15 protein-coding genes are annotated in these 18,000 nt (G+C 65.8%); all 15 read left to right on the top strand.

All coding sequences use genetic code 11. The features are described from left to right. Positions 1 to 618, top strand: a complete 618-nt coding sequence (locus tag RN02_RS27220) for a DUF7931 domain-containing protein (RefSeq protein WP_009623248.1) — start codon at positions 1 to 3, stop codon at positions 616 to 618. Further along, positions 615 to 1,430 carry a secretin N-terminal domain-containing protein gene (locus RN02_RS27215; protein ID WP_043318280.1) on the top strand — a complete coding sequence of 272 codons (816 nt, stop codon included), beginning with the start codon at positions 615 to 617 and terminating at the stop codon, positions 1,428 to 1,430. Before RN02_RS27220 ends, RN02_RS27215 begins: the two co-directional genes overlap by 4 nt. Before the next feature lie 489 nt (positions 1,431 to 1,919). Beyond that, entirely contained in the window at positions 1,920 to 3,515 is a 1,596-nt protein-coding gene (locus RN02_RS27210) for an isocitrate lyase (RefSeq protein ID WP_009623252.1), read from the top strand. 1,065 nt (positions 3,516 to 4,580) lie between these two features. Further along, the gene (locus RN02_RS27205) at positions 4,581 to 4,994 is read left to right on the top strand and encodes an NADH-quinone oxidoreductase subunit A (protein WP_009623254.1); all 414 of its coding nucleotides are present in this window, start codon (positions 4,581 to 4,583) and stop codon (positions 4,992 to 4,994) included. Positions 4,995 to 5,004: 10 nt separating this feature from the next. Further along, entirely contained in the window at positions 5,005 to 5,682 is a 678-nt protein-coding gene (locus RN02_RS27200) for a NuoB/complex I 20 kDa subunit family protein (protein WP_009623256.1), read from the top strand. 60 nt (positions 5,683 to 5,742) lie between these two features. Beyond that, positions 5,743 to 7,524: an NADH-quinone oxidoreductase subunit C/D gene (gene nuoC / locus RN02_RS27195; protein WP_009623258.1), complete on the top strand. Its 1,782-nt coding sequence runs from the start codon at positions 5,743 to 5,745 to the stop codon at positions 7,522 to 7,524. A gap of 2 nt (positions 7,525 to 7,526) precedes the next feature. Then, positions 7,527 to 8,021 (top strand): NADH-quinone oxidoreductase subunit NuoE, encoded by a 495-nt coding sequence (nuoE, locus tag RN02_RS27190; RefSeq protein WP_009623260.1) that lies wholly within the window; start codon positions 7,527 to 7,529, stop codon positions 8,019 to 8,021. After that, the gene (nuoF, locus tag RN02_RS27185; protein ID WP_043318276.1) at positions 8,018 to 9,367 is read left to right on the top strand and encodes an NADH-quinone oxidoreductase subunit NuoF; all 1,350 of its coding nucleotides are present in this window, start codon (positions 8,018 to 8,020) and stop codon (positions 9,365 to 9,367) included. The genes nuoE and nuoF overlap by 4 nt, the downstream gene beginning before the upstream one ends. 129 nt (positions 9,368 to 9,496) lie before the next feature. Beyond that, complete coding sequence (gene nuoG / locus RN02_RS27180; protein WP_043318274.1) at positions 9,497 to 12,211, top strand: NADH-quinone oxidoreductase subunit NuoG; 2,715 nt, start codon at positions 9,497 to 9,499, stop codon at positions 12,209 to 12,211. Between the two features lie 11 nt (positions 12,212 to 12,222). Continuing rightward, on the top strand, positions 12,223 to 13,215 hold the full coding sequence (gene nuoH, locus RN02_RS27175) for an NADH-quinone oxidoreductase subunit NuoH (protein WP_024128655.1): 993 nt from the start codon (positions 12,223 to 12,225) through the stop codon (positions 13,213 to 13,215). A gap of 11 nt (positions 13,216 to 13,226) precedes the next feature. Continuing rightward, positions 13,227 to 13,775, top strand: coding sequence for an NADH-quinone oxidoreductase subunit NuoI (nuoI, locus tag RN02_RS27170; protein ID WP_009623268.1), 549 nt, complete (start codon positions 13,227 to 13,229; stop codon positions 13,773 to 13,775). A gap of 11 nt (positions 13,776 to 13,786) precedes the next feature. Then, positions 13,787 to 14,287, top strand: a complete 501-nt coding sequence (nuoJ, locus tag RN02_RS27165) for an NADH-quinone oxidoreductase subunit J (protein WP_043318272.1) — start codon at positions 13,787 to 13,789, stop codon at positions 14,285 to 14,287. A 4-nt stretch (positions 14,288 to 14,291) separates the two neighbouring features. After that, positions 14,292 to 14,600: an NADH-quinone oxidoreductase subunit NuoK gene (gene nuoK, locus RN02_RS27160; protein WP_009623272.1), complete on the top strand. Its 309-nt coding sequence runs from the start codon at positions 14,292 to 14,294 to the stop codon at positions 14,598 to 14,600. Further along, positions 14,597 to 16,441 carry an NADH-quinone oxidoreductase subunit L gene (nuoL, locus tag RN02_RS27155; RefSeq protein ID WP_043318270.1) on the top strand — a complete coding sequence of 615 codons (1,845 nt, stop codon included), beginning with the start codon at positions 14,597 to 14,599 and terminating at the stop codon, positions 16,439 to 16,441. Before nuoK ends, nuoL begins: the two co-directional genes overlap by 4 nt. Positions 16,442 to 16,469: 28 nt before the next feature. After that, on the top strand, positions 16,470 to 17,999 hold the full coding sequence (gene nuoM / locus RN02_RS27150; protein ID WP_009623276.1) for an NADH-quinone oxidoreductase subunit M: 1,530 nt from the start codon (positions 16,470 to 16,472) through the stop codon (positions 17,997 to 17,999). Position 18,000: the final 1 nt, after the last annotated feature.

Genomic DNA, 18,000 nt, shown 5'->3' with positions numbered 1-18,000 from the left:
ATGAAAGACGCCCCGGACCACGAAGGCCAACTCCCGGCCATCGACTTCCAGTCCCCGGGGCGTTTCAGCGTGCACAATCCGGCGCCCGACCTGCCGGCCTCCCAGCCCTGGGAACCGGCGCCCTTCCGCCTCGGCGAGGCCAGCGGCCTGCAACGCTTCGGCGAACCGGAGGCCGCCCGCTCCCATGCCCTGGCGCTGATGCAGCAGGCCAGCCGCAGCCTGTGCCTGTACAGCCCCGACCTGGAAGCCTGGCTGTACAACCACAGCAGCATCCAGGAAGCCTGCACCCGCCTGCTGCTGCGCCATCCGCAGAACCGCCTGCGTATCCTCCTGCGCGACAGCACCCGCCCGGTCAGGGAAGGCCACCGCCTGCTCAACCTCAGCCGGCGCCTGTCGAGCAACCTGCATATCCGCCTGCTCAACCCGGACTACCCCAGCCCTGAACAGGCCTTCCTGCTCGCCGACCAGCTCGGCCTGCTGCTGCGAACCGAACCGGCGCTGCCCGCCGGCCACGCCCACTACAACGACCCCGGCCGGGTGCGCCAGTTGCAGGCGCAGTTCGACCAGGCCTGGGACACCAGCCTCGCCGACCCGAACCTGCGGAGCTTCCTGCTGTGAGCCATCGCCGAACCGCCCTGCTCCTCGCCTGCGCCATCAGCCTGGCCGTCCAGGCCGCGCCGCGCACCGAGATCCTGCCGCTGAGCTACCGCAGCGCCGACGAAATCCTCCCGGTGGCGCAGCAGGTCCTCGGCAACGAAGGCCGGGTGACCGCCTACGGCAACCAGTTGGTGGTCAACGCCGAGCCGGCGAAGATCCGCGAGCTGCAGCAGGTACTGGAACAACTGGACACCCGCCCCCACCGCCTACTGATCAGCGTCGACACCAGAGACTCCAGCCAGCGCAGCCGCAGCGGCTATTCGGTGAACGGCTCGGCCAGCGTCGGCAACGTCGAGATTCACAGCGGCCGCGGCGAGGTCCACGGCCGCGACCAGGTGCGCATCATCGACAGTTCCACCGCCAGCCGCAGCGGCGGCGTGCAGCAGATCCAGACCACCGAGGGCTCGCCGGCGCTGATCCAGGTCGGCCAGAGCCAGCCGGTGTACAACGTCGGCGTCGGCCCCTACGGCCAGGTCTACAGCCAGACCGAGTACCGCGACGCCAACCGCGGCATGTACGTGACCGCCACCTTGAGCGGCAACATCGTCCACATCGACCTGGACACCCGCAACGACCGCTTCAACAACAGCGCCCCCGGCGCCATGGACACGGCCGGCGCCAGCACCCGCCTGAGCGGCCGCCTCGGCGAGTGGATCGAGGTGGGCGGCGTCAGCGAAAACAGCCAGGGCAGCCAGGGCGGCCTGACGCGCAATTACAGCACCCAGGGCCGCAGCGACAGCAGCCTGCGGGTGAAGGTCGAAGTGCTCGACTGAGCCTTCCGAAGGTGACCGGAGAGTCCTCCTTAGACCTTCGTGTAGTAGCCCAAAAAAAACACTACAAAACGTTTGACGAACGTTTGTTCGAAAGGCATGATGGCCTCGCTCCCGCTAACCAGGGGCCCTGAACCGGGCCTCCGGACCGAGTCCGCAGCCCACTCGCTGTGCCGGTCCGTGTTGTTACAGCCCACAAGGCGAAATGACGAGGTTGCGACTGGCAAGAAGTTGTCCTGAGGGACGGGGAAGCAACCAACGTATCAGCAAGATGGTCGAATGCAGCCATTCGCCCTCGCCCAACGGCAGCCACGAGCCGGCAAGCGATCCCGGATGCCATCGCTGCGATCATCTACCTGTTCGCCCGCGCCACCCCTCCCCCTCTGCGTCAATCCTTCCAGTCGTCATTTCGCCATCCGCGGCGAGCGATCCCACGAGCCCTGCGTGGGAAGTCGGTGCTCAACCAACACATTTTTTGAAGGATTGTTGACCATGTCCGCATATCAGAACGACATCAAGGCCGTTGCCGCCCTGAAAGAGAAGTTCGGCAGCAGCTGGAGCGCTATCAACCCCGAGTCCGTCGCCCGTATGCGCGCCCAGAACCGCTTCAAGACTGGCCTGGATATCGCCAAGTACACCGCGGCCATCATGCGCAAGGACATGGCCGAATACGACGCCGACTCCTCCCTCTACACCCAGTCCCTGGGCTGCTGGCACGGCTTCATCGGTCAGCAGAAGCTGATCTCCATCAAGAAGCACCTGAAGACCACCAACAAGCGCTACCTCTACCTGTCCGGCTGGATGGTCGCCGCGCTGCGCTCCGAGTTCGGCCCGCTGCCCGACCAGTCCATGCACGAGAAGACTGCCGTCTCCAGCCTGATCGAAGAGCTGTACACCTTCCTGCGCCAGGCTGACGCCCGCGAACTGGACCTGCTGTTCACCGCCCTGGACGCCGCCCGCGAAGCCGGCGACAAGGCCAAGCAGGAAGAGATCCAGAACCAGATCGACAACTACGAAACCCATGTGGTGCCGATCATCGCCGACATCGACGCCGGCTTCGGCAACCCGGAAGCCACCTACCTGCTGGCCAAGAAGATGATCGAAGCCGGTGCCTGCTGCATCCAGATCGAGAACCAGGTTTCCGACGAGAAGCAGTGCGGCCACCAGGACGGTAAAGTGACCGTCCCGCACGAAGACTTCCTCGCCAAGATCGCCGCCGTTCGCTACGCCTTCCTCGAACTGGGCGTTGACGACGGCGTGATCGTCGCCCGTACCGACTCCCTGGGCGCCGGCCTGACCAAGCAGATCGCCGTGACCAAGCAACCGGGCGACCTGGGCGACCAGTACAACTCCTTCCTGGACTGCGACGAGATCAGCCCGGCCGAACTGCAGAACGGCGACGTGGTGATCAACCGCGGCGGCAAGCTGCTGCGTCCCAAGCGCCTGCCCTCCAACCTGTTCCAGTTCCGCAAGGGCACCGGCGAAGACCGCTGCGTCCTGGACTGCATCACCTCGCTGCAGAACGGCGCCGACCTGCTGTGGATCGAAACCGAGAAGCCGCACGTTGGCCAGATCAAGGGCATGGTTGACCGCATCCGCGAAGTCATCCCGAACGCCAAGCTGGTGTACAACAACAGCCCGTCCTTCAACTGGACCCTGAACTTCCGCCAGCAGGTGTTCGATGCGTTCGTCGCCGAAGGCAAGGACGTTTCCGCCTACGACCGCGCCAAGCTGATGAGCGTCGAGTACGACGAGACCGAACTGGCCCAGATCGCCGACGAGAAGATCCGCACCTTCCAGCGCGACGGTTCGGCCCACGCCGGCATCTTCCACCACCTGATTACCCTGCCGACCTACCACACCGCGGCCCTGTCCACCGACAACCTGGCCAAGGGCTACTTCGCCGACCAGGGCATGCTGGCCTACGTGAAGGGCGTGCAGCGTCAGGAAATCCGCCAGGGCATCGCCTGCGTCAAGCACCAGAACATGGCTGGCTCCGACATCGGCGACAACCACAAAGAGTACTTCGCCGGCGAAGCCGCACTGAAGGCCTCGGGCAAAGACAACACCATGAACCAGTTCCACTAAGAACCGGTTCGCCCGGCCCCTCGGGGCCGGGAAGCGGCCCAGCCGCAAAGGTGTAGCTTCAGGAAAACGCCGCCTCCCCAGGGAAGCGGCGTTTTTTCATGTCCGCCGCCGAGATGCGGCGGATAACCGCGAAGGGTTATGCGCCCTACGCACTCGCCGGCTGACGCCGAACCATCCACCCACTCCGAACGGCCCCCTCTCCCGCTTGCGGGAGAGGATTGGGGAGAGGGCGCTCTTCGCGAGTACGCGGAGCGAACAACTGGCCTGCCGGCTACGCCGAGGCGCTCTTCGTAGGACAGGTCGAGCCTGCGAAACCCATGCGGCCACGGCGATGGGTATCGCTTCGCTCAACACCATCCTACGACGCCCCTGTACCCTGAGCGGACCTTGTCCGCGATAGCCGGACATATCGGCGCGATTCGCGGATAAGATCCGCTCCTACGCTGCCCCACCCGCGTCATTCCATGTAGGAGCGCGCCCTGCGCGCGAATCGCGGGCAGGGCCCGCTCCTACAGTTCGCTGGGAGGCACTGCGCTCCGGGCTGACACCCACCTGTAGGAGCGGATTTATCCGCGATCCGGCCGGCAGGCCGGCCCATGCCGACGATTGCCCCCTACGCAGCAGCCCCTAAACAGACCATTGGGAAATTCCCGACACCAATTGACGCCCATAAACCCTTAAAACCGCCGACAATAAAAAGTACGACGCCTATATGTAGTAAAGTTACGGATAAACGACACCGCGAATGATAATATTTATCATTTAAGGAACGACAGAAATACTTTCTTCTTATCTGCAAAAGTGCCATTCGACCAAAGCCTGAATCGTGCCAGCCCAGGCGTGGAGCGGCCTGCAGCCGGGGCCCGGACAAAAATGCAAAAGCCTTTTGCCCGATTTGGAAGCATCTGTTTGTGTTAGAAAAATTTACTTGCCCGAGGCTTTGGGCATAAAATTGGAAAGATCACTCGAACCCTTAGCTCGCTATCTTGAGCCCGAGGTTCATGCAGCCGGGCGAAGGCCCGGAATCCAAGACCACCGCTAATTTTTGTAGGAAGGAGTATCGGCATGCCCAACCCAGCTGAACTTGCAGCTCAACACTGGGGACTCGCCGCCTTCCTTCTAGGCGTGGTCGGCCTGCTGGCCTTCATGCTAGGGGTTTCCTCGCTGCTGGGCAGCAAGGCATTTGGTCGCAGCAAGAACGAGCCCTTCGAATCCGGCATCGTTCCCACCGGCAGCGCACGCCTGCGCCTGTCGGCAAAATTCTATCTGGTCGCGATGCTCTTCGTGATCTTCGACGTCGAAGCCCTCTTCCTCTTCGCCTGGTCCGTGTCCGTCCGTGAAAGCGGTTGGGCCGGTCTGGTCGAGGCCACCATTTTCATTGCAATTCTGTTGGCAGGTCTTGTCTACCTCTGGCGGGTCGGCGCGCTCGATTGGGCGCCGGCGGCACGTCGCGAGCGGCAGGCGAAGCTAAAACAATGAGGCTTTGGCGATGCAATACAAACTTACCCGGATCGACCCCGATGCGGCCAACGATCAGTACCCGATCGGCCAGCGCGAAACGGTAGACGACCCTCTGGTAGAGGGGCAGGTCAGCAAGAACATCTTCATGGGCAAGCTCGAGGATGTTCTCAACGGCGCCGTCAACTGGGGTCGCAAGAACTCGCTGTGGCCCTATAACTTCGGCCTGTCCTGCTGCTACGTGGAGATGACCACGGCGTTCACTGCGCCGCACGACATCGCCCGCTTCGGCGCCGAAGTGATTCGTGCCTCGCCGCGCCAGGCGGACTTCATGGTCATCGCCGGCACCTGCTTCATCAAGATGGCCCCGGTCATCCAGCGCCTGTACGAGCAGATGCTGGAACCCAAGTGGGTGATCTCCATGGGCTCGTGCGCCAATTCCGGCGGCATGTACGACATCTACTCGGTGGTCCAGGGGGTCGACAAGTTCCTCCCCGTGGACGTCTACATCCCCGGCTGCCCGCCCCGCCCCGAGGCGTTCCTGCAAGGCCTGATGCTGCTGCAGGAATCCATCGGCCAGGAGCGTCGCCCGTTGTCCTGGGTGGTTGGCGATCAAGGCATCTACCGTGCCGAAATGCCTGCCCAGAAGGACCTCAAGCGCGAACAGCGCATTGCGGTCACCAACCTGCGCAGCCCCGACGAAGTGTGAAGCCGACCTCCACGAGAGGCCCTTACTTCACTCCACCGTTGACCGATAGCGACCGAGACCATGACCGCAGACTCCGCTCTGTACATCCCGCCCTATAAGGCGGACGACCAAGACATAGTCGTCGAACTGAATTCCCGCTTTGGCGCCGAGACCTTCACCGTCCAGGCCACCCGCACCGGCATGCCGGTCCTCTGGGTGAGCCGCGAGAAGCTGATCGACGTCCTCACCTTCCTGCGCAACGTACCCAAGCCCTACGTGATGCTCTACGACCTCCACGGGGTCGACGAGCGCCTGCGCACCCACCGTCGCGGCCTGCCGGGCGCCGACTTCAGCGTGTTCTACCACCTGATGTCGCTCGAGCGTAACAGCGACGTGATGATCAAGGTGGCCCTCTCCGAGAACGACCTCAACCTGCCCACCGCCACCCGTATCTGGCCCAACGCCAACTGGTACGAGCGTGAGGTCTGGGACATGTACGGCATCCACTTCAACGGCCACCCGCACCTGGCCCGCATGCTGATGCCGCCGACCTGGCAGGGCCACCCGCTGCGCAAGGACTACCCGGCGCGCGCCACCGAGTTCGATCCCTACTCGCTCTCCGTGGCCAAGCAGGAGCTGGAACAGGAAGCCCTGCGCTTCAAGCCCGAGGACTGGGGCATGAAGCGCCACGGCGAGAACGAGGACTTCATGTTCCTCAACCTCGGCCCGAACCACCCCTCCGCCCACGGTGCCTTCCGCATCATCCTGCAGCTCGACGGCGAAGAGATCCTCGACTGCGTGCCGGAGATCGGCTACCACCACCGCGGCGCCGAGAAGATGGCCGAGCGCCAGTCCTGGCACAGCTTCATCCCCTACACCGACCGCATCGACTACCTCGGCGGGGTGATGAACAACCTGCCGTACGTGCTCTCGGTGGAGAAGCTCGCCGGCATCAAGGTGCCGCAGCGCGTCGACGTCATCCGCATCATGATGTCGGAGTTCTTCCGCATCCTGAACCACCTGCTGTACCTGGGCACCTACATCCAGGACGTGGGCGCCATGACCCCGGTGTTCTTCACCTTCACCGACCGCCAGCGCGCCTACAAGGTGGTCGAGGCCATCACCGGCTTCCGCCTGCACCCGGCCTGGTACCGCATCGGCGGCGTCGCCCACGACCTGCCGCGCGGCTGGGACAAGCTGGTCCGCGAATTCCTCGACTGGATGCCCAAGCGCCTGGACGAGTATGAAAAGGCGGCGCTGCAGAACAGCATCCTGCGCGGCCGGACCATCGGCGTGGCGCAGTACAACACCAAGCAGGCCCTGGAATGGGGCACCACCGGCGCCGGCCTGCGCGCCACCGGTTGCGACTTCGACCTGCGCAAGGCCCGCCCCTACTCCGGCTACGAGAACTTCGAGTTCGAAGTGCCGCTGGCCCACAACGGCGACGCCTACGACCGCTGCATGGTGAAGATGGGCGAGATGCGCCAGAGCCTGCGCATCATCGAGCAGTGCCTGAAGAACATGCCCGAAGGCCCGTACAAGGCCGACCACCCGCTGACCACGCCGCCGCCCAAAGAGCGCACGCTGCAGCACATCGAGACGCTGATCACCCACTTCCTGCAGGTTTCCTGGGGCCCGGTCATGCCGGCCAACGAAGCCTTCCAGATGGTCGAGGCGACCAAGGGTATCAACAGCTACTACCTGACGAGCGATGGCAGCACCATGAGCTACCGGACGCGCATCCGCACGCCCAGCTTCGCGCACCTGCAACAGATTCCGTCGGTCATCAACGGCAGCATGATCGCCGACCTGATCGCCTATCTGGGCAGCATCGACTTCGTTATGGCTGACGTGGACCGCTGATCATGAGCACCATCATCCAGACTGACCGTTTCGCCCTGAGCGAAACCGAGCGCTCGGCCATCGAGCACGAACTGCACCACTACGAGGACTCCCGCGCGGCGTCCATCGAAGCCCTGAAAATCGTCCAGAAGGAGCGCGGCTGGGTGCCGGACGGCGCCATCGGCGCGATCGCCGAGATCCTCGGCATCCCCGACAGCGACGTCGAGGGCGTGGCCACCTTCTATAGCCAGATCTTCCGCCAACCGGTCGGCCGCCACATCATCCGCGTGTGCGACAGCATGGTCTGCTACATCGGCGGCCACGAGTCCGTGGTCGGCGAGATCCAGAAGCAACTGGGCATCGGCCTCGGCCAGACCACCGCCGACGGCCGCTTCACCCTGCTGCCGGTGTGCTGCCTGGGCAACTGCGACAAGGCCCCGGCGCTGATGATCGACGACGATACCCACGGCAATCTCGAGCCGTCGGCGGTCGCCAAACTGCTGGAGGCCTACGCATGACGCTCCTCACCTCCTACGGCACGCCCAACCGCACCGCGCGCGCCGCGGAAACCCACCCGCTGACCTGGCGCCTGCGCGACGACGGCGCCCCGGTCTGGCTGGAGGAATACCAGGCGAAGAACGGCTACGCTGCCGCGCGCAAGGCGCTGGCCGAAATGGCTGCCGACGACATCGTCCAGACCGTCAAGGACTCCGGCCTCAAGGGCCGCGGCGGCGCGGGCTTCCCCACCGGCGTGAAATGGGGCCTGATGCCCAAGGACGAATCCCTCGACATCCGCTACCTGCTGTGCAACGCGGACGAGATGGAGCCCAACACCTGGAAGGACCGCATGCTCATGGAGCAGCTGCCACACCTGCTGGTGGAAGGCATGCTGATCTCCGCGCGGGCGCTGAAAGCCTATCGCGGCTACATCTTCCTGCGCGGCGAATACGTCGACGCGGCGCGCAACCTCAACCGCGCCATCGACGAAGCCAAGGCCGCCGGCCTGCTGGGCAAGAACATCCTCGGCAGCGGCTTCGACTTCGAGCTGTTCGTCCACACCGGCGCCGGCCGCTACATCTGCGGTGAAGAAACCGCGCTGATCAACTCCCTGGAAGGCCGCCGCGCCAACCCGCGCTCCAAGCCGCCCTTCCCCGCTGCCGTCGGCGTCTGGGGCAAGCCGACCTGCGTCAACAACGTCGAGACACTGTGCAACGTGCCGGCGATCGTCGAGAACGGCGTCGACTGGTACAAGGGCCTGGCGCGCCCGGGCAGCGAAGACATGGGCACCAAGCTCATGGGCTTCTCCGGCAAGGTGCAGAACCCCGGCATCTGGGAACTGCCCTTCGGCATCCCGGTGCGCGAGGTCTTCGAGGACTACGCCGGCGGCATGCGCGAGGGCTACAAGCTCAAGGCCTGGCAGCCCGGCGGCGCCGGCACCGGCTTCCTGCTCCCCGAGCACATGGACGCCCTGTTCTACGCTGGCGGCATCGCCAAGGTCGGTACCCGCATGGGCACCGGCCTGGCCATGGCGGTGGACGACAGCATCAATATGGTCTCGCTGCTGCGCAACATGGAAGAGTTCTTCGCCCGCGAGTCGTGCGGCTGGTGCACTCCGTGCCGCGACGGCCTGCCGTGGAGCGTGAAGCTCCTGCGCGCGCTGGAGCGCGGCGAAGGCCAGCCCGGCGACCTCGAGACCCTCGAGCAGCTGGTCAACTTCCTCGGCCCGGGCAAGACCTTCTGCGCCCACGCACCGGGCGCCGTCGAACCGCTGGGCAGTGCCTTGAAATATTTCCGTCCCGAGTTCGAAGCGGGCGTCTCCCGCCAGGCTCAGGCCGCGCCGCAACCGCAACGCGTCGGCGCGTAAAGCTTTGGATGCCGGGCCCGCGGGCCCGGCGATGTTCCGTCGTAGCGCCGCGGCATGCCGCCGGCCCGACGGAGCCGTGATTTCCCTTAGCCAAGCCCGCTGACAACGGGCCAACGAAGAACTTGAACCATGGCCACTATCCACGTAGACGGCAAGACGTTAGAAGTCGATGGGGCGGACAACCTGTTGCAGGCCTGCCTGTCCCTCGGACTCGACATCCCCTACTTCTGCTGGCACCCGGCGCTCGGTAGCGTCGGCGCCTGCCGGCAGTGCGCGGTCAAGCAGTACACCGACGAGAACGACAAGCGTGGTCGCCTCGTCATGTCCTGCATGACCCCCGCCACCGACAACACCTGGATCTCCATCGAGGACGAAGAGGCCAAGGCCTTCCGCGAGAGCGTCGTCGAATGGCTGATGACCAACCACCCGCACGACTGCCCGGTGTGCGAGGAAGGCGGTCACTGCCACCTGCAGGACATGACGGTGATGACCGGCCACAACAAGCGCCGGTACCGCTTCACCAAGCGCACCCACCAGAACCAGGAGCTCGGCCCGTTCATCGCCCACGAGATGAACCGCTGCATCGCCTGCTACCGCTGCGTGCGCTACTACAAGGACTACGCCGGCGGCACCGACCTGGGCGTCTACGGCGCGCACGACAACGTGTACTTCGGCCGCATCGAGGACGGCGTGCTGGAGAGCGAGTTCTCCGGCAACCTGACCGAGGTCTGCCCGACCGGCGTGTTCACCGACAAGACCCACTCCGAGCGCTACAACCGCAAGTGGGACATGCAGTTCGCCCCGAGCATCTGCCATGGCTGCTCCAGCGGCTGCAACATCAGCCCCGGCGAGCGCTACGGCGAGATCCGCCGCATCGAGAACCGCTACAACGGCTCGGTGAACCACTACTTCCTCTGCGACCGCGGCCGCTTCGGCTACGGCTACGTCAACCGCGAGGACCGTCCGCGCCAGCCGATGCTGATGCTCAGCAAGCAGAAGCTGAGCCTGGACGGCGCCCTCGACCAGGCCGCCGCCCTGCTCAAGGGCCGCAAGATGATCGGCATCGGTTCGCCGCGCGCCAGCCTGGAAAGCAACTACGCGCTGTCCGAGCTGGTCGGCGCCGGCAACTTCTACAGCGGCATCGCCGCCGACGAGCTGCAGCGCCTGCGCCTGGTGCTCAAGGTGATGCAGGAAGGCCCGCTGCCCTCCCCCACCATCCGCGACATGGAAGACCATGACGCGGTCTTCGTGCTCGGCGAAGACCTCACCCAGACCGCCGCCCGCATCGCCCTGGCCCTGCGCCAGTCGGTGAAGGGCAAGGGCGAGGACATGGCCGCCGCGATGAAGATCCAGCCGTGGCTCGACGCCGCGGTGAAGACCATCGCCCAGCACGAGAAGAACCCGCTGTTCATCGCCAGCCTGGCCGAGACGCGCCTGGACGATGTCGCCGCCGAGTGCGTGCACGCCGCCCCCGAGGACCTGGCCCGCCTGGGCTTCGCCGTGGCCCACGCGATCGACCCGAGCGCCCCGGCCGTGGCCGGTCTGGAACCGGAAGCGCAAGCCCTGGCCCAGCGCATCGCCGACGCCCTGGTCGCCGCCAAGCGCCCGCTGGTGGTTTCCGGCGTTTCGCTGCGCAGCAACGCCCTGATCGAAGCCGCGGCGAACATCGCCAGCGCGCTGAAGCAGCGCGAGAAGAACGGCTCGCTGAGCCTGGTGGTGCCGGAAGCCAACAGCCTGGGCCTTGCCCTGTTCGGCGGCGAGTCCGTCGAAGCCGCGCTGGAGCAGCTGACCTCCGGCGCCGCCGACGCCGTGGTGGTGCTGGAGAACGACCTGTACCGCCGCGCCGAAGCCGCCCAGGTCGACGCCGCCCTGGCCGCCGCCAAGCTGGTGATCGTCGCCGACCACCAGAGCACCGCGACCAGCGCCAAGGCGCACATCGTCCTGCCGGCCGCCAGCTTCGCCGAAGGCGACGGCACCCTGGTCAGCCAGGAAGGCCGCGCCCAGCGCTTCTTCCAGGTCTTCGACCCGACCTACTACAACGCCGACAACCTGGTCCGCGAAGGCTGGCGCTGGCTGCACGCCCTGCACAGCACCCTCGAGGGCAAGCGCGTCGACTGGACGCAGCTGGACCACGTGATCGACGCCGTGGTCGCCGCCAAGCCGCACCTGGCCGGCATCCGCGACGCCGCGCCGAACGCCGCGTTCCGCATCAAGGGCCTGAAGCTGGCGCGCGAACCGCACCGCTACTCCGGCCGCACCGCCATGCGCGCCAACATCAACGTCAGCGAGCCCCGCGCCCCGCAGGACATCGACAGCGCCTTCGCCTTCTCCATGGAGGGCTATTCCGGCAGCACCGAGCCGCGTCAGCAGATTCCCTTCGCCTGGTCCCCGGGCTGGAACTCGCCGCAGGCCTGGAACAAGTTCCAGGACGAGGTCGGCGGCCACCTGCGCGCCGGCGACCCGGGCGTGCGCCTGATCGAGGCCAAGGGCGAGGCCCTGTGGTTCAGCGACGTACCGGCGCCGTTCCACACCCCGGCCAGCCAGTTCAAGGTGGTGCCCTTCTACCACCTGTTCGGCAGCGAGGAGAACAGCGCCCGCGCCAAGCCGGTGCAGGAGCGCATCCCGGAAACCTACGTGGCCCTGGGCCGCGAGGAAGCCGAGCGCCTGGGCCTGGCCGAAGGCAAGCTGCTGCGCCTGAGCGTCAAGGGCCACGAGCTGCGCCTGCCGCTGCGCATCAGCGAAGAGCTGGGCGCGGGCCTGGTCGCCCTGCCGGCCGGCCTGGCCGGCATCCCCGCCGGTGTCTTCGGCGGTGTCGCTGAAGGTCTGCAGGAGGCTGCCCAATGAGTTTGATGAGCATGAGCTGGCTGACACCCGCCATCGTCGACATCATCGTCGAGGTCATCAAGGCCATCGTCATCCTGCTCGCCGTGGTCGTCTGCGGCGCGCTGCTGAGCTGGGTCGAGCGGCGCCTGCTGGGCCTCTGGCAGGACCGCTACGGTCCCAACCGGGTCGGCCCGTTCGGCGCCTTCCAGCTCGGCGCGGACATGATCAAGATGTTCTTCAAGGAAGACTGGACGCCGCCGTTCGCCGACAAGATGATCTTCACCCTCGCCCCGGTCATCGCCATGGGCGCGCTGCTGATCGCCTTCGTCATCATCCCGATCAGCCCCAGCTGGGGCGTGGCGGACCTGAACATCGGCATCCTGTTCTTCTTCGCCATGGCCGGTCTGACCGTGTACGCGGTGCTCTTCGCCGGCTGGTCGAGCAACAACAAGTTCGCCCTGCTCGGCAGCCTGCGCGCCTCGGCCCAGACCATCTCCTACGAGGTGTTCCTGGCCCTGTCGCTGATGGGCATCGTGGCCCAGGTCGGCTCGTTCAACATGCGCGACATCGTCGACTACCAAGCCCAGCACCTGTGGTTCATCATTCCGCAGTTCTTCGGCTTCTGCACCTTCATCATCGCCGGCGTCGCCGTGACCCACCGTCACCCGTTCGACCAGCCGGAAGCGGAGCAGGAACTGGCCGACGGCTACCACATCGAGTACGCCGGGATGAAATGGGGCATGTTCTTCGTCGGCGAATACATCGGCATCGTGCTGATCTCGGCGCTGCTGGTGACGCTGTTCTTCGGTGGCTGGCACGGCCCGTTCGGCCTGCTGCCGCAGATCCCGTTCATCTGGTTCGCCCTGAAGACCAGCTTCTTCATCATGCTGTTCATCCTGATCCGCGCCTCGCTGCCGCGTCCGCGCTATGACCAGGTGATGGCCTTCAGCTGGAAGTTCTGCCTTCCGCTGACCCTGATCAACCTGCTGGTGACCGGCGCCTGCGTGCTGGCCGCGGCCCAGTAAGGAGAACCACCATGATCAAAGAAATCCTGCACATCGTGCATGGCACCTACACCCAGCTGCGCAGCCTGGTGATGATCTTCGGCCATGCCTTCCGCAAGCGCGACACCCTGCAGTACCCGGAAGAGCAGGTCTACCTGCCGCCGCGCTACCGCGGCCGCATCGTCCTCACCCGCGACCCCGACGGCGAGGAGCGCTGCGTGGCCTGCAACCTGTGCGCCGTGGCCTGCCCGGTCGGCTGCATCTCGCTGCAGAAGGCCGAGACCGACGACGGCCGCTGGTACCCCGAGTTCTTCCGCATCAACTTCTCCCGCTGCATCTTCTGCGGCCTGTGCGAGGAAGCCTGCCCGACCACCGCGATCCAGCTGACCCCGGATTTCGAGATGGGCGAGTTCAAGCGCCAGGATCTGGTGTACGAGAAGGAAGACCTGCTGATCTCCGGCCCCGGCAAGAACCCGGACTACAACTTCTACCGCGTCGCCGGCATGGCCATCGCCGGCAAGCCCAAGGGCAGCGCGCAGAACGAGGCCGAACCGATCAACGTCAAGAGCCTGCTGCCGTAAGGAGACGTCGCGTGGAATTCGCTTTCTACTTCGCCGCCGGCGTCGCCGTGCTGGCAACCCTGCGGGTCATCACCAACAGCAACCCGGTGCATGCCCTGCTCTACCTCATCGTTTCGCTGCTCGCCGTGTCGATGACCTTCTTCAGCCTCGGCGCCCCGTTCGCCGGCGCCCTGGAGATCATCGTCTACGCCGGCGCGATCATGGTGCTGTTCGTCTTCGTGGTGATGATGCTCAACCTGGGCCCGGCGATCGCCGAGCAGGAGCGCAAGTGGCTCAAGCCCGGGGTCTGGATCGGCCCGGGCGTGCTCTCCGCCGTCCTGCTCGTCGAGCTGCTGCTGGTGCTGTCGCGCAACCCCAGCGGCGCCGGCATCGGCCACACCACCGTGGACGCCAAGGCCGTGGGCATCGCCCTGTTCGGCCCCTACCTGCTGGTCGTCGAACTGGCCTCGATGCTGCTGCTGGCGGCACTGGTCGCCGCCTACCACCTCGGCCGCCACGACGCGAAGGAATAACACCATGAATGCAATCCCCCTGGAACACGGGCTGGCACTCTCCGGCGTGCTGTTCTGTCTCGGGCTGGCCGGCCTGATGGTCCGGCGCAACATCCTGTTCGTACTCATGAGCCTGGAAGTGATGATGAACGCCGCCGCGCTGGCCTTCGTGGTCGCCGGCAGCCGCTGGGCGCAGCCCGACGGCCAGGTGATGTTCATCCTGGTGCTCAGCCTGGCCGCGGCCGAGGCGAGCATCGGTCTGGCGATCCTGCTGCAACTGTATCGCCGCTTCCATACCCTCGATGTCGACGCTGCCAGCGAGATGCGCGGATGAACCTGCTGCCCCTCACCTTCCTGTTCCCCCTGGTCGGCTTCCTGCTGCTGTCTTTCTCCCGCGGCAAGTGGTCGGAAAATCTCTCCGCGCTGGTCGGCGTCGGTTCGGTCGGCCTGGCCGCGCTGTCCGCCTTCTGGGCGATCTGGAGCTTCCACAGCGCCCCGCCGGAAGGCGGCGCCTACACCCTGGTGCTGTGGCAGTGGATGAGCGTCGACGGCTTCGCGCCGAACTTCGCCCTGTACCTGGACGGCCTGTCGGTCACCATGCTCGGCGTGGTCACCGGCGTCGGCTTCCTGATCCACCTGTTCGCCAGTTGGTACATGCGCGGTGAAGCCGGCTACTCGCGCTTCTTCGCCTACACCAACCTGTTCATCGCCAGCATGCTGTTCCTGGTGCTGGGCGACAACCTGCTGTTCCTGTACTTCGGCTGGGAAGGCGTGGGCCTGTGCTCCTACCTGCTGATCGGCTTCTACTACAGCCACGTACCAAACGGCAACGCGGCGCTCAAGGCCTTCATCGTCACCCGCGTGGGCGACGTGTTCATGGCCTTCGGCCTGTTCATCCTGTTCCAGCAGCTGGGCACCCTGAACATCCAGGAACTGCTGGTGCTGGCCCCGCAGCACTTCGCCCAGGGCGATATGTGGGTGAGCCTGGCGGCCCTGGCGCTGCTCGGCGGCGCGGTCGGCAAGTCGGCCCAGCTGCCGCTGCAGACCTGGCTGGCGGACGCGATGGCCGGCCCGACCCCGGTTTCGGCGCTGATCCACGCGGCGACCATGGTCACCGCGGGCGTCTACCTGATCGCCCGCTGCCACGGCATCTTCACCCTGGCGCCGAACGTGCTGGAACTGGTCGGCGTGGTCGGCGCGGTCACCCTGGTCCTGGCCGGCTTCGCCGCCCTGGTGCAGACCGACATCAAGCGCATCCTCGCCTACTCGACCATGAGCCAGATCGGCTACATGTTCCTGGCCCTGGGCGTCGGCGCCTGGGACGCGGCGATCTTCCACCTGATGACCCACGCCTTCTTCAAGGCCCTGCTGTTCCTCGCCTCCGGTGCGGTGATCGTCGCCTGCCACCACGAGCAGAACATCTTCAAGATGGGCGGCCTGTGGAAGAAGCTGCCGCTGGCCTACGCCAGCTTCATCGTCGGTGGTTCGGCCCTGGCCGCCCTGCCGCTGGTCACCGCCGGCTTCTACTCCAAGGACGAGATCCTCTGGGAAGCCTTCGCCAGCGGTCACCAGAACCTGCTGATCGCCGGCCTGGCGGGTGCCTTCCTGACCTCGATCTACACCTTCCGCCTGATCTTCATCGCCTTCCACGGCGAGCAGAAGACCGAGGCCCACGCCGGCCATGGCATCAGCCACTGGCTGCCGCTGTCGGTGCTGATCGTGCTGTCGACCTTCGTCGGCGCGCTGATCACCCCGCCGCTGCACGGCGTGCTGCCGGAAAGCGTCGGCCATGCCGGCGGCGAAGCCCAGCACAGCCTGGAAATTGCCTCGGGCGCCATCGCCCTGGCCGGCATCCTGCTGGCCGGCCTGCTGTTCCTCGGCAAGCGCCGCTTCGTCAGCGCCCTGGCCAAGAGCGCGCCGGGCCGCTTCTTCGGCACCTGGTGGTACCACGCCTGGGGCTTCGACTGGCTGTACGACAAGCTGTTCGTGAAACCCTACCTGCTGCTCTGCCGCCTGCTCGGCCGCGACCCCATCGACCAGACCCTGGTCCTGGTGCCGCTGTCCGCCCGCGGTGGGCACACCCTTCTGAGCCTGACCGAGAACGGCCGCCTGCGCTGGTACGCCGCTTCCCTGGTCGGCGGCGCGGTGCTGCTGCTCGCGCTGCTACTGGCCTAACGCATTCACGAAAGAGATCGAGCCCGTCATGATTCTGCCCTGGCTAATCCTGATCCCCTTCATCGGCGGCTTCCTCTGCTGGATCGCCGAGTACACCAGCAAGACCCTGCCCCGCTGGGTCGCGCTGGGTTCCATGACCCTGACCCTGGCATTGAGCCTGTGGCTGTGGCACACCGGCGACTTCCACCTGGCGCCCGCGCCGGGTGGCGAGCCGCAGTGGACCGCCGAATTCAAGCTGCAATGGATCGAGCGCTTCGGCATCAGCGTGCACCTGGCCATCGACGGCCTGTCGCTGCTGATGGTCGCCCTCACCGGCCTGCTCGGCGTGCTGTCCGTGCTCTGCTCGTGGAACGAGATCCAGCGCCGCATCGGCTTCTTCCACCTGAACCTGCTGTGGATCCTCGGCGGCGTGATCGGCGTGTTCCTCGCCGTCGACCTGTTCCTGTTCTTCTTCTTCTGGGAAATGATGCTGGTGCCGATGTACTTCCTCATCGCGCTCTGGGGCCATAGCTCGGACGACGGCAAGAAGACGCGCATCTACGCCGCCACCAAGTTCTTCATCTTCACCCAGGCCAGCGGCCTGGTGATGCTGGTGGCGATCCTCGGCCTGGTGTTCGTGCACTACAACAGCACCGGCGTGCTGACCTTCAACTACGCCGACCTGCTGAAGACGCAGATGAGCGAGCACGTCGAGTGGCTGCTGATGCTCGGCTTCTTCGTCGCCTTCGCGGTGAAGATGCCGGTGGTGCCGGTGCACTCCTGGCTGCCGGACGCCCACGCCCAGGCGCCCACCGCCGGTTCCGTGGACCTGGCCGGCATCCTGCTGAAGACCGCCGCCTACGGCCTGATCCGCTTCGCCCTGCCGCTGTTCCCCAACGCCTCGGCGGAGTTCGCGCCCATCGCCATGACCCTGGGCCTGATCGGCATCTTCTACGGCGCCCTGCTGTCCTTCGCGCAGACCGACATCAAGCGCCTGGTGGCCTTCTCCAGCGTGTCGCACATGGGCTTCGTGATGATCGGCATCTACTCCGGCAGCCCCCAGGCGCTGCAGGGCGTGGTGATCCAGATGATCGCCCACGGCCTGTCCGCCGCCGCGCTGTTCATCCTCTGCGGCCAGCTCTACGAGCGCCTGCACACCCGCGACATGCGCAAGATGGGCGGCCTGTGGTCGCGCATCCCGTACCTGCCGGCCGTGGCCCTGTTCTTCGCGACCGCGTCCCTGGGCCTGCCGGGCACCGGCAACTTCGTCGGCGAGTTCCTGATCCTGCTGGGCGCCTTCAAGACCGTGCCGGTGGTCATCGTCATCGCCACCTTCGGCCTGGTGTTCGCCTCGATCTACTCGCTGATCATGATCCACCGCGCCTACTTCGGCCCGGCGAAGGCGGACACGCCGATCGCCGGCCTGAACGCCCGCGAGCTGAGCATGGTCCTGGGCCTGGCGGTCCTGCTGATCATCCTCGGCATCTACCCGCAGCCGGTTCTCGATACCTCCGCCGCCACCATGCACGGTGTCCAGCAGTGGTTCGATTCCGCCCTTTCCACCCTTGCCGCACGGTAGT

The organism is Pseudomonas sp. PI1, from assembly GCF_000812405.1.
GTDB lineage: Bacteria > Pseudomonadota > Gammaproteobacteria > Pseudomonadales > Pseudomonadaceae > Pseudomonas > Pseudomonas citronellolis.
This window is presented reverse-complemented; position numbering and strand designations above follow the sequence as displayed.